The following is a 12501-nucleotide window of genomic DNA, read 5'->3' on the forward strand; positions in this document are numbered from 1 at the left end:
CCCACCAGGACTGTCCAGCGGCACCGAGCCGTTGACCTGGATCTTTCGTGGACCACACCCCGATCGTGACAGTCGTCAAGGTTTTTCTTGACGACTGTCAAGACCCCCTAGTGTGGCGTGCAGCACATGTCGTCTCGACTGTGTCTTGCTTCTCCGCCTCGGTCGAGGCGGTCTCACGGAGGTGGAACGATGACGAGTTATGACCTGACCGGGCGGACGGCACTGGTCACCGGTGGCGCACAGGGTCTCGGTGCCGGGATGGCCGAGGCGCTCGCCGCAGCGGGCGCGTCCGTCGCGATCGGCGACGTGAACTCCGACGGCGGTCGGCAGACGGTCGAAACGCTTCGGGCACAAGGCGCGAAGGCCGAGTTCGTCGCGCTCGACGTGACCGACGACGCAGCCTGGGAGTCGGCCGTGGCGTCGACCGTCGAGTCGCTGGGCGGGCTCGACATCGTCGTGAACAACGCCGGCATCGAGGTGACGAACCTCCTGGTCGATCTCGACGCCGGCGAGGCGTCGAAGATGCTGGACGTCAACGTGCTCGGTACTGCCCTCGGCATCAAGCACGCGTTCCGCGCGATGCGTCCCGGCGGCATCGCAGGCAGGGGCGGAGCCGTCGTGAACATCGCATCCGTCGCTGCGACAATCGCTTTCCCCGGCATCAGCGTCTACTCCGCGACGAAGTCGGGTATCGACCGCCTCACCCGGGTGGCGGCCGCCGAATCCGGCAAGCTCGGCTACGGAGTGCGCGTCAACTCGATCTATCCCGCACTCACCCCGACCGCGATGGGCAACAAGCTCGCCGTCGAGACCGCGGCCCTGGGGCTGTTCGAATCCCCGGAGGCGGCTGCCCAGGCGGTCGCCGAACTGACGCCGCTGGGCCGGCTCGGTCAGGTCGACGACATGGCCGACGCCGTGGTCTTCCTCGTCTCCGACGCCGCGAAGTTCATCACCGGCGCGGGCCTCCCGGTCGACGGCGGCATGGGGATGTGATCCCGCCGACGTCCACCGCCGCAACGCTTTTCCCGAACACCCGCATCGAACACCCGAACCAGACACGAGGAGTCCCACCATGCCCACCGACAAACGCGTCGTCGTCTACGGAGCGTCCGGATACACCGGCCGACTGATCTGTGAGTACCTGCGCGAGTACAACATTCCGTTCCTGGCCGCGGGCCGCGACCACGCCCGGCTGAAGAGCGCCGTCGAGGCGGTGCCGGGCATCGACACGGTCGCGTACGACATCGTCGAGGTCGAGCACACGGTCGAGGCGCTGACCGAGGCCTTCCGCGGCGCCGACGTCGTACTGAACACGGTCGGGCCGTTCGCCCGCTACGGTCACGAGGTCGTCCAGGCGTGCCTGGAGATCGGGGCCCACTACACCGACACCAACGGTGAACAGAACTGGATGATCGATGCCGAGGCGCAGTACGGAGCCGAATTCGCTTCTCGCGAACTGGTCTTGACGCCGGGCCTGGCGCAGATGTACTCGATCGGCGAGATCGCCGCGAACATCTGCCTGGAGAACCCCGGACTGGACACCCTCGACATCCAGGTGTTCTGGAAGGGCCACCCGACCGTCGCGTCGACCAACACGATCCTCACCAATGCGGCATTCGCGAAGGCGTACTACCTCGAGGAGAACGAGTACGTCGAATGGCCGGCGGACGCGGGTCTGTACACGGTCAGCGTGCCCGGCCAGCACGACCTCGGTCTCGCTCTGCCCTGGGGCGGTACATCACACCCGGTGTGGTTCAAGAACGACCCGCGCGTGGCCACCGCAAAGGCACTCGGCGGCGTCTTCAACCGGCCACTGATGCAGGGCGTTCCGGTTCTGGTGGCCGCCGCGCTCGAACAGATGGAGGGCAAGTCCGAGGAGGAGAAGTACCGGATCATCGACGAGCAGTCGGCCGCCATCCGCAGCGAGATGCCCCCGCGTGAGAACCCGCGCCTGAACACCTCGCTGGACTCGGTGTACGCCTCCGGTCCGCTCGGCCGCGCGCACTGCGTGATCCACGGCAACTCCAACTACAAGCAGACCGCCCTGCTCAACGCGCACGCCGCGAACGAACTCCTCCAGGCCCGCCCCCGCCGTGTCGGCTTCGTCTCGAGCTGCCAGGCGTTCGGCCATCGCGAATTGCTCGGCACCCTACGCGCTTTCGGTCTGGTCCTGGACCCGATCGTCACCGTGCACCGCTGAGGACGACATGCGACTCTCGGAGTACCTCGACAAGGGCGCCTCGCTGGGGCGCGACGCGCCGTGCCTCACCGCCGGCGGGGTCACCTCGACCTACGGCGAGGTCCAGGATCGGTCCACCGCCATCGCGGGTGCATTGCAGCACAACGGGATCGAGGCCGGTGACCGGGTCGCCGTCCTCTCGGCCAACGATCCGCTGGCCCTGACATGCGTCTTCGGCATCTCGCGTGCGGGTGCTGTGTGGTGCCCGGTCAATCCGCGCAACGAGGCCGAGGAGAACCGACAGCTGTTCGATCTCTTCGGGTGTCGGCTGCTGTTCTTCCAGGCGAAGTTCACCGGCCTGATCGAGAAGATCAAAGATCAGCTCCCGCAATTGGACCGGATGATCTGTCTGGACGGCGACGTCGACTGGGCGAGGCCGTTCGACGGCTGGCTCGACGAACATCGGGCCGAGCCGGACGAACGCCGACGACCAGATGGCGGTCTGTGCATGCTCGCCGGTACCGGCGGGACGACCGGCCGACCGAAGGGGGTGCGACTCACCGAGGACAACATGATGACCTCGACGGCACTGGCGTTGATGAGCTACCCGTTCGGTGAGCGCCCCCGGTACCTGGCGCTCGCCCCGCTGACCCACTCGGCGGGGGTGCTGACGTTCCCCATCCTCAGCCTCGGCGGGGAGGTCGTGATCATGCCGGCACCTGACATCGGGGACTTCCTGGCGCTGATCGAGCGGCATCGAATCACCCACGCCTTCCTCCCGCCGACGGTGATCTACGGGGTGCTCGACCATCCCGACCTCGACAGTCGGGATGTGAGCTCGCTGCGATGTCTGTGGTACGGCGCGGCGCCGATGTCGCCCACGCGGCTGGAAGAAGCACTGACGCGTATCGGACCGGTGCTCGGCCAGTTGTTCGGGCAGACGGAGGCGCCGAACATGATCGCCACCCTCGCGCCCGCCGAGCACTTCCATGACGACGGGTCGATGGCCACCGAGCGGTTCGGATCGGCCGGGCGGCCGACACCGCTGACCACGGTCGCGATCATGGCCGAGGACGGGTCGCTGCTGAGTCGCGGCGAGCGCGGGGAGATCGTCGTCCGGGGACCGCTCGTGATGGACGGGTATCACGAGAACCCCACGGCCACCGCCGAAGTGAGCGCGCACGGCTGGCATCACACCGGCGACATCGGCTACCTCGACGACGACGGCTACCTCTTCGTCGTCGACCGCGCCAAGGACATGATCATCACCGGCGGGTTCAACGTGTACTCGGCCGAGGTGGAACAGGCGTTGCTGGCCCATCCGGCGGTGAAGGACTCGGCCGTCATCGGGCTGCCTGATCCCAAATGGGGCGAACGCGTGACGGCCGCCGTCGAACTGCGTGCGGGGCACGACGCCGACACCGAGGAGCTCATCGCCTTCGTCAAGGAACGGATCGGCAGCGTCAAGGCGCCGAAGGAGATCGAGATCTGGACCGAGCTGCCGCGGTCCAAGATCGGCAAGATCCTGAAGACCGAGGTCCGGGGCGCATTCAGCTGACCGGATCGAGGCCTCACCCGGTGCCCGCCCGGCCGGCGCCGACAAGCGTCGAACTCGGCCGGGTGGGTACACTCGGGTCTCGAACTCCATCACTCCCCGAGCAAGGGAATCCCCCGGCAAGGACCGCGAGATGACACAGGTCGTCGACCGACAGGCCCGCATCGAGGCCCGCGCACGAGACAAGTTCCAGGCCAAGCGCGACGAGCTGGCCATGGCGACTCTGACGACGCTGGCCGAACTCGGGTACGCGCGGACGAGCCTGCGCGAGATCGCGCAGAACTCCGAGTACTCGCACGGCGTGTTGCACTACTACTTCACCGACAAGCTCGACCTCATCGCCCACGCGGTCCGGCAGTACGAGGCCGTCTGCGTCACCCGCTATGACGAGGTCGTGGCCCAGGCGGTGACCGCGGACCAGTTGCGCGACGAGTTCGCCGACACCTTCTTCGCAGGCATGCACTCCGAGGCAGCCATTCATCGGCTCTGGTACGACCTGCGCAACCAGAGCATGTTCGACGACTCCTTCCGCGCGGACGTGATCGAGATCGAGCGCCGGCGCGAAGAGATGATCTGGCGTGTGGTGGAGAGATTCTGCGAGTTGTCGGGGACGCAGCCCGCGGTGACACCGGCGGTCGCCTACATCGCGCTCGACGGCATCTTCCAGCGCGGACTGCTCAGCGAGATCGACGGCCGGCCCGACGGCGTCGCGACCGCCCGCGAGGACCTGATCGCCTTCTTCGGAGTCGTGGGGCACCACTGACCGTCTGAACGAGTCGAGTCGCAGATGCGTGCGCAGCGTCACAGCCTTCCGCCCTAATACTTCGAATCCCTAAGTATTAGACTCTCTAAACGTGTCCGCTTCCGACCCCGCCCAGCTCGCCCAGACCCTGCGGCCGACGATCACCAGGCTCTACCTGGCCCTTCGTCGTCGCGCACCGTCGGTCGAGCTGACCGCGGCGCAGACGTCTGCCCTGAGCGTCCTCGCCGATCACGGGCCGATGCGGATGGGTGTATTCGCCACCCGCGAATCCATCCGCATGCCGACAGCGACGTCGGTGATCGACGGACTCACCAAGCACGACCTGGTCGAACGCAGACCTGATCCAGACGACCGCCGAGCCGTGCTCGTCGGCCTCACCGACCACGGGCGCACCCTCGTGCGGCAGATCCGCGAGGAGCGGGACGTCATCCTGACCGGTGCGCTCGCCGCACTCGACGATCAGCAGCGCGAAGCCATCGCCGCGGCCGGACCGGCCCTGCAGGCCCTGCGCGACCATCTCGACAATCACCCGGTATCGCACCCCGCCCGCCCGGCGAGTGCGTGAGCGGCCCGGTCGGGGTTCGACACCGCCGGCCGTCCGCCTGATCTGGCAGAGGAATTCATGACCGTCACCGAACACACCCCGGGCGACACCGCCGCGGTGGCGCGCGACACCACCGCAACCGAACCGTCGATGCTCGCCTCTCTGCGCGCCCAACCGCGCGCGGTGTGGATCACCGCCTTCGCCGCCGTCATCGCCTTCATGGGCATCGGCCTCGTCGATCCGATCCTGCACAGCATCGCCGAAGCGCTGAACGCCCCACCGGAGAAGCTCACGCTCCTGTTCGGTGTCTACGTCGGCGTCCAGTGCGTCGCGATGCTGCTGACCGGTTGGGCCGCATACCGTTTCGGGCCGCGACGCACACTCACCGTCGGGCTGGGACTCATCGTCGTCGCAGCCGGCGTCTCGGCCTTCGCCGACAACATCGACCAGCTCATCGCCTACCGGGTGATCTGGGGTCTCGGCAACGCACTGTTCCTCGCCACCGCACTGGCTTTCATCGTCCAATCGGCGGTGGGCAACCGCAACAGCGCCATCATGATGTACGAGGCCGCCCTGGGCATCGGGCTGGCCGTCGGACCGCTCCTGGGTGCGACGCTCGGTGAATGGACTTGGCGCGCACCGTTTGCCGGTACCGCCCTGCTGATGCTGGCCGGAGCCATCCTGTGCGCGTTCATGCTTCCCGCCGACGGCCCCCGGTCCGAACGAGTGCGGGTCCGGATCGTCGACCCGATCAAGGTCCTGCGCAACCGCACCCTGTTCGTCACGTCCGTCGGTTCCGCCTTCTACACGGGCGCCCTCTTCACCGTGATCGCCTGGGCGCCGATCGCGATGGGCCTGCGACCCATCTACGCCGGACTCGTCTTCTTCGGCTGGGGTCTACTCACCGCGGTCGCCGGAGTCTTCGTCGCGCCGCTGCTCGCTCGGGTCGTCGGTGAGAAGGCCGGTGTCATGGTTGCCATCTCGACATACGGACTTGTCATGGTGCTGGCCGGGATCGGCACGTTCACCGGACAGATCTGGCTGATCGGCCTGGCCGTCATCCTCTCCGGCTTCCCCTCGGGCGTGCTCAACACCCTCTTCACCGACGTCGCGATGTCGGCCGTCGGCGGCGACACCCCGCGCTCGGTCTCGAGTGCCGGGTTCAGCTTCCTCCGCTGGATGGGCGCCGCGATCGCGGCCGTGCTCGTCGCGTACCTCGCGAAGTGGACCGGTTCGGAGGCGACACCGTGGTGGTTCGCCACCGGATACTGCGTCGTCGCCCTCGGCGCGGTATCGCTGGCCAAGGTCGCCCACGACCACAAGGTCGCCGACGATGCCGCTCTCATCGGCGCCGAGGAGTTCTGAGGTTCGCGCACACGCGGCTTCACGCTCCCTGAGCACAGGCGCAAGGAGCACGGCCCCCTCCCGCTCCCCGAGGTGCGACGAGCGCGACGCCTCCGCTCCCTGAGGAGCGGCCGGACGGCCGTCGTGGACCACCGAGCGAACACTCCTGGGCGCCCGAATTCTATGCTCCCTGAGGTGCGAGCGAAGCGAGCCACGAAGGGCCACGCAACGTGTCTCACCAGGCCCTTCGTGGCTCGTCGCTATCGCTCCTCGCACCTCAGTATCTGCGGCCTGGCGGCCGTCGTGGGGGTCGAAGAGTTCGTGCTGGTCACCGGCGCGTGGGGGGTTGATAGTGGAGGGGTGGGATGCGGTGACCTTGAATTCCTCCCTTGTGCCGAAGAGCCAGTACCTCAGTGTGAGGCGCGGGGCCTGCCACGGGAATCGTGGATTGTTGCTACGAGCACGCGGATTAGACTCCTGCACTTTGTTCGCCCCGTCCGCAGCCCACTTTCCGAGGACTCGAAAGGAGACCGAGATGGAAGTGCTGCATCCCCGATGCGCCGGGATGGATGTCTCCAAAAAGGATGTGAAAGTCTGTGTCCGCCTGGCTAGTCCGGGCCGAAAGACCGTGCAGAACACCACGACCTGGTCGTCGATGAGCGGCGACATTCTGCGGCTGCGGGACCATCTGATCGCCGAGCAAGTGACGTGTGTGGTCATGGAAGCCACCGGCGACTACTGGAAACCGTTCTACTACCTCCTCGAAGACGCCCCGTTCGAGGTGATGCTGGTCAACGCCCACGACGCCAAGAACCTCCCGGGCCGCAAAACCGATGTGTCGGATGCGGCGTGGCTGGCGCAGCTGGCCGCCCACGGGCTGTTGCGTGCCTCATTCGTGCCGCCCGAACCGATCCGACGGTTACGCGATCTGACCCGCACCCGCACCGCGATCACCCGCGAACGCGGCCGCGAGATCCAACGGTTGGAGAAAGTCCTCGAAGACGCCGGCATCAAACTGTCGGTGGTGGTCTCCGATATCAACGGGGTCTCGTCGCGATTCATGTTGCAGTCGCTGGTCAAGGGTGAACGCGATCCCGCCGTGTTGGCGGAGTTGTCGGTGAAACAACTCCGCCGCAAAATCCCCGCGTTGACCCAGGCGTTGCAGGGCCGCTTCACCGACCACCACGCGTTCCTGGTCGAGTTGCATCTGGATTTCATCACCGAACACACCACCCGGATCGACGCGTTGACCGAGCGCATCGAGAAGGTGATGGCGCCGTTTCAAGCCAAACGCGACCTGATCTGCACGATCCCGGGTATCTCCACCACCACCGCCGATGTGATCATCGCCGAGACCGGCGGCCAGATGGCCCAGTTCCCCACACCAGGCCATTTGGCCTCGTGGGCGGGAGTCTGCCCCGGCCAGCACCAATCCGCCGGACGGGTCAAAAACGTCAAAACCCGCCCCGGTAACCGTCACCTCAAAGGTGCTCTCGGGGCTACAGCGTTATCGATCGCCAGCCACAAAGGCACGTTCCTCAACGCCAAGTACCGGCGCCTGGTCCGCTCTCGCGGCAAACCCAAAGCGATCGTCGCCCTCGAGCACACCCTGCTCACCGTGGTCTGGATCATGCTCACCGACAACGTCGTCTACGACGAACCCGGCCCCGACTACCACCAGCAACGCCACCCCGAACGCACCAAGAACCGCGCCATCTACGACCTACACAAACTCGGATACGACGTCACCATCACACCCCACGGAGCGGCCTGAGCAGCCACCTCACCTAACTCTTCGGATTAGGGAGCAGGGGGCTGTCGCTTGCGCTCCTCACAGCTCAGGGAGCAGGGGGCTGTCGCTTGCGCTCCTCACAGCTCAGGGAGCAGGGGGCTGTCGCTTGTGCTCCTCACAGCTCAGGGAGCAGGGGGCTGTCGCTTGCGCTCCCCACAGCTCAGGGAGCAAAAGCGCGGATGGATCTGCGAATCGGCGACCGGCGCGCGGAACGACCGGTACCGTCCGCGGGATGACGAGTTCCAAGGTGATCGTCGCCATCCGGGGCGGCGGGCCGAGCCGCACCGACGCCGACGATCTCGTCGAGCGCTGTATGGCAGCGGGGGCAACGCGCGTGCAGGTCAACCTCAGCGACGACGCGGTCTCCGGGGCCATGCGCATCGACGAACTCGACCCGCCCATCGTCGCGGTGCTGTCCTTCTGGGCGCCCGACCCCGACCCGGTCCTTGCCGTCGTCGATGACGAACTCGACGGTCCGATCGCTGCCTGGGCGGTCACCGCGCGGGCGCCGCTCAATCCGGACCTGCCCGCGGACGGGACGCGGATCGACGCCCTGTCCAACGTCGCGTTCCTGCGGCGACCCGACGAACTCGACCACGCCGAGTGGTTGCGCCGCTGGTTGGACGATCACACCCAGGTCGCCATCGACACCCAGGCCACGTTCGGTTACGTCCAGAACATCGTCGAACGACCGTTGACCGAGGACATCCCGCCGGTCGCGGCCATCGTCGAGGAACTGTTCCCGATGGCGGCGGTCAGCGACATCCACGCGTTCTACGGAAGCGGCGGTGATCAGCTGGAACTCGAGCGCCGGATGACCCTGATGCTCGAGAGCGTGTCCCGCTTCGGCGCGGACCGCCACCTCGACGTGGTGCCGACCTCGCGCTACGACTTCGACCTCAGCCGGTCGCGAACCTGAATGGGGCTGTCACACGGCCGAATCCGGGAACGCGATCACCGACAGGAAGCGCACCGGCAGCTCGACGAGTTCGACGGGTCCATGCGCGCCCTCGCCGTCGATCTGTAGCGAGTCGCCTGGATGCATCCGGTACACCGAGCGACTGTGGGCGTAGTCCATCACGCCCTCGAGGACGTACAGGAACTCGGTTCCCGCATGCTGGAACAACGGCTGGGTCACCGACTTCTCCGTCAAGGTGACGAGGAGACATTCCAGGCGTTTGTGCTCACCGCGCAGCGACCCGAGCAGCTCGTACTCGTGACCCTCCCGGGACCCCTCGCGCACGATCTCCGAGCCCTCGCCCGCCTTGACGAACACCGCCGACCGCTCCATCTCGGCGCCGCGGAACAGCGAGGTGACCGACACGTCGAAGCCGTTGGCCAGGCGGGCGAGCGTGCTGAGACTGCACGAGGTCTGGGCGTTCTCGATCTTCGACAGCATCGCCTTGGAGATGCCGACGCGAGTGGCCATGTCTCCCACCGACAGTCCCTGCTGACGTCGCAGGCGACGCACGTTGTGCGCGATCGCCGTCTCGAGCTCCAGCTCCTCGACCGACTGGTCGACAGGTCTCTCTCGCGCGGTGCCGGACTGATTCCGGATCAATGGGTCGTCCGTCACGCCGCCAGCATAGTGAGAAACAACGTTTCCTGACAGTTGACACACGATTCCACCCCTGTCGACGGCCACGGCCTCGGATCATCCGGCGTCCCGGTCAGCGCATCTCGCCGGCTCCCACATACGGGAAGCGCGTCGTCAGCAGGTCGCCTTCGGCGAACCGCGTGAACCGGAAGTCCGACTCCGGAATACGCGGGTCCGCGCTGCGTCCGTCGACGACGAGGTCGGCGATCAACCGGCCGACCGCCGGCGAGATCTTGAACCCATGGCCGCTGAACCCGGCCGCCAGGACGAGCCCGTCCAGTGGTCCGCTGGAGATGATCGGATTCCAGTCGGGTGTGACGTCGTAACACCCGGCGTAGCTCGTGGTGATCGCCGGATCGGTGAACCCGGGGAACCGGGTGCCGACCTTGTCGACGGTGAGGTCGATGAAGTCCGAGTCCGCGCGGTTCCGGTAGTCGTCGGGATTCGCTATGTCGAGCGCCGCGAGATCGCTGTTGCCGAACAGAATCTCGCCGCGGACGTCCGGTCGGACGTACTGCAGCGACACCAGGTCGGAGAAGACCGGCACCTCGCCGAGGTCCTCACCGGGGTGAATCATCACGATCTGTTCGCGGTGCACCTCGATCGGGATGTCGACCCCGTAGGGCGCGAGGAACGGTTTGGACCAGACACCGGTGGCGACGACCACGGTGTCCGCGGAGATCGTCGAACCGTCCGCGAGTCGGACTCCCGTCACCCGGTCGGCGTCGACGATCAGTCCGGTGACGTTGGTGCCCTGACGAATTCGGATTCCTGTTGCCCGCGCCGAGGCCGCGAAGGCCTGCGCGGTCTGATACGCGTCCCCGTAGCCGCCGCGCTCTTCCCAACCGAAGGCCGCGAAGGGTTCGAGGTCGGCGGTGGGCCACATCGCGGCGACATCGGCGGCGTCGATCTCCTCGGTCTGCACGCCGACCGCACGTTGCGCCGCGAGGCTCTTGCGCATGTTCTCGACATTCGGCTCGCCGACGCCGACGACATATCCGGTCTGACGGAATCCGATGTCGGAGCCGAAGATCTCCTCCGCCTTCTCGAAGACCTCGAGTCCGACCGCGGCCATCGCCGCCAGCGAACCGACGCCGTAGTGGCACCGCACGATTCCCGAAGACTTGCCCGTCATCCCGCCGCCGACGGTGTCCCGCTCGCAGACGATCACATCGGTGATGCCGCGTTGTCCCAAGGCCCAGGCGGCCGCCACGCCCTCGAGGCCGCCACCGACGATGACGACCGAGGCGGTCTCGGTGCTCACAGGCCCGCCCCCGGAATCCAACTCGTCCCGGCGAGCGGAACGCGGGCCATCGCCGACGCCTCGATCGAGATGGCGACGAGATCTTCGGGCTCCAGATGCTGCAGGTGCGCTTTGCCGCACGCACGGGCGATCGTCTGGGCCTCCATCGTCATCACGCGCAAGAAGTTCGCCAGGCGCTTTCCGCCGAGGACTGGGTCGAAACGCGCCGAGAGTTCCGGGTCCTGCGTGCTGATGCCCGCGGGATCGCGCCCGTCCTGGAAGTCGTCGTAGAAACCGGCGGCCGATCCCAGCGCCTCGTACTCCGCGGCGTATCGGGGATCGTTGTCGCCCAACGCGATCAGCGCTGCGGTGCCGATGGCGACGGCGTCGGCACCGAGGGCCATCGCCTTGGCGACATCGGCGCCGTTGCGGATTCCGCCCGACACGATGAGTTGGACCTCTCGGTGAACACCCAACTCCTGCAGGGCCTGCACCGCCTGCGGGATGGCGGCGAGGGTCGGGATGCCGACGTGCTCGATGAAGACGTCCTGGGTCGCCGCAGTTCCGCCCTGCATCCCGTCGACCACGACGACGTCGGCGCCGGAATGCACCGCGAGTTTCACGTCGTAATACGTGCGGGTGGCGCCGACCTTCACATAGATCGGCTTCTCCCAGTCGGTGATCTCGCGCAACTCGTTGATCTTGATCGCCAGGTCGTCCGGTCCGGTCCAGTCGGGGTGACGGCACGCGCTGCGCTGGTCGATTCCCTGCGGCAGGGTACGCATGCCCGCCACACGCTCGGAGATCTTCTGTCCCAGCAGCATTCCCCCGCCGCCCGGTTTGGCACCCTGGCCGAGCACGATCTCGATCGCGTCGGCCTTGCGCAGGTCGTCGGGGTTCATCCCGTATCGCGACGGGAGATATTGGTAGACGAGGTGTTTGGACTGACCCCGCTCTTCGGGCGTCATCCCGCCGTCACCGGTGGTGGTGGAGGTACCGACCTCCGAGGCGCCGCGCCCCAGCGCTTCCTTCGCCCCGGCCGACAGCGCGCCGAAGCTCATCCCGGCGATCGTCACCGGGGTGGAGAGATGCAACGGGTACTTCGCATTTCGCGAGCCGAGGACGACGTCGGTGTCGCAGCGCTCGCGATAACCCTCGAGGGGGTACCGGGACATCGATGCGCCGAGGAACAGCAGATCGTCGAAGTGCGGCAGCTTGCGCTTGGCGCCCCAGCCACGGATGTCGTAGATGCCGGTCTCGGCCGCGCGCTGGATCGCGGCGATGGTGGTGCGGTCGAACGTGGCCGACTCGCGCAGGCCGCGCTGTTCGATGCTCAGGTTGTTGGTCATCGGTAGTTCTCTTTCGTCGTGTGGTCGTGCGGCGTTGCGGCCCTTCGTGGCTCGTCGCTAACGCTCCTCGCACCTCAGGGAGCAGGTGGTCGGCCGCGCTATCGCTCCTCGCACCTCAGGGAGCAGGGGTTGCGC

The 12501-nt window shown here is 66.9% G+C and carries 11 protein-coding genes; 8 read left to right on the forward strand and 3 right to left on the reverse strand.

Going from position 1 to position 12501, the window contains the following annotated elements; translation table 11 throughout:
• Nucleotides 1-189: 189 nt before the first annotated feature.
• From ACFUEJ_RS01275 to ACFUEJ_RS01310, 8 genes are all read left to right on the forward strand, one after another.
• Complete coding sequence (locus ACFUEJ_RS01275; protein WP_205333794.1) at nucleotides 190-993, forward strand: SDR family NAD(P)-dependent oxidoreductase; 804 nt, start codon at nucleotides 190-192, stop codon at nucleotides 991-993.
• A 79-nt stretch (nucleotides 994-1072) separates the two neighbouring features.
• Nucleotides 1073-2200 carry a DUF5938 domain-containing protein gene (locus ACFUEJ_RS01280; RefSeq protein ID WP_065631111.1) on the forward strand — a complete coding sequence of 376 codons (1128 nt, stop codon included), beginning with the start codon at nucleotides 1073-1075 and terminating at the stop codon, nucleotides 2198-2200.
• Nucleotides 2201-2207: 7 nt separating this feature from the next.
• The gene (locus ACFUEJ_RS01285) at nucleotides 2208-3737 is read left to right on the forward strand and encodes a long-chain fatty acid--CoA ligase (RefSeq protein ID WP_159371713.1); all 1530 of its coding nucleotides are present in this window, start codon (nucleotides 2208-2210) and stop codon (nucleotides 3735-3737) included.
• Nucleotides 3738-3867: 130 nt separating this feature from the next.
• Nucleotides 3868-4497: a TetR/AcrR family transcriptional regulator gene (locus ACFUEJ_RS01290; protein ID WP_247450672.1), complete on the forward strand. Its 630-nt coding sequence runs from the start codon at nucleotides 3868-3870 to the stop codon at nucleotides 4495-4497.
• Between the two features lie 91 nt (nucleotides 4498-4588).
• Entirely contained in the window at nucleotides 4589-5062 is a 474-nt protein-coding gene (locus tag ACFUEJ_RS01295) for a MarR family winged helix-turn-helix transcriptional regulator (RefSeq protein WP_247450673.1), read from the forward strand.
• A 57-nt stretch (nucleotides 5063-5119) separates the two neighbouring features.
• Nucleotides 5120-6406, forward strand: coding sequence for an MFS transporter (locus tag ACFUEJ_RS01300; RefSeq protein WP_068972103.1), 1287 nt, complete (start codon nucleotides 5120-5122; stop codon nucleotides 6404-6406).
• Between the two features lie 514 nt (nucleotides 6407-6920).
• Nucleotides 6921-8159 (forward strand): IS110 family transposase, encoded by a 1239-nt coding sequence (locus tag ACFUEJ_RS01305; protein ID WP_388027086.1) that lies wholly within the window; start codon nucleotides 6921-6923, stop codon nucleotides 8157-8159.
• A 250-nt stretch (nucleotides 8160-8409) separates the two neighbouring features.
• On the forward strand, nucleotides 8410-9096 hold the full coding sequence (locus ACFUEJ_RS01310; RefSeq protein ID WP_159371718.1) for an EthD domain-containing protein: 687 nt from the start codon (nucleotides 8410-8412) through the stop codon (nucleotides 9094-9096).
• Nucleotides 9097-9105: 9 nt separating this feature from the next.
• On the opposite strand, the gene ACFUEJ_RS01315 is transcribed toward ACFUEJ_RS01310, so the two are convergent.
• From ACFUEJ_RS01315 to ACFUEJ_RS01325, 3 genes are all read right to left on the reverse strand, one after another.
• Nucleotides 9106-9753, reverse strand: coding sequence for a helix-turn-helix domain-containing protein (locus ACFUEJ_RS01315; protein ID WP_374193967.1), 648 nt, complete (start codon nucleotides 9751-9753; stop codon nucleotides 9106-9108).
• Between the two features lie 94 nt (nucleotides 9754-9847).
• A complete protein-coding gene (locus tag ACFUEJ_RS01320; RefSeq protein ID WP_159371720.1) occupies nucleotides 9848-11038 on the reverse strand; it encodes an FAD-binding oxidoreductase in 1191 nt (396 codons plus the stop codon).
• Nucleotides 11035-12366: an FMN-binding glutamate synthase family protein gene (locus ACFUEJ_RS01325; RefSeq protein WP_159371721.1), complete on the reverse strand. Its 1332-nt coding sequence runs from the start codon at nucleotides 12364-12366 to the stop codon at nucleotides 11035-11037. Before ACFUEJ_RS01325 ends, ACFUEJ_RS01320 begins: the two co-directional genes overlap by 4 nt.
• Nucleotides 12367-12501 lie beyond the last annotated feature (135 nt).

This window comes from Gordonia sp. NPDC057258 (genome assembly GCF_042668985.1).
In the GTDB taxonomy this organism is placed as follows: Bacteria; Actinomycetota; Actinomycetes; order Mycobacteriales; family Mycobacteriaceae; genus Gordonia; species Gordonia hongkongensis.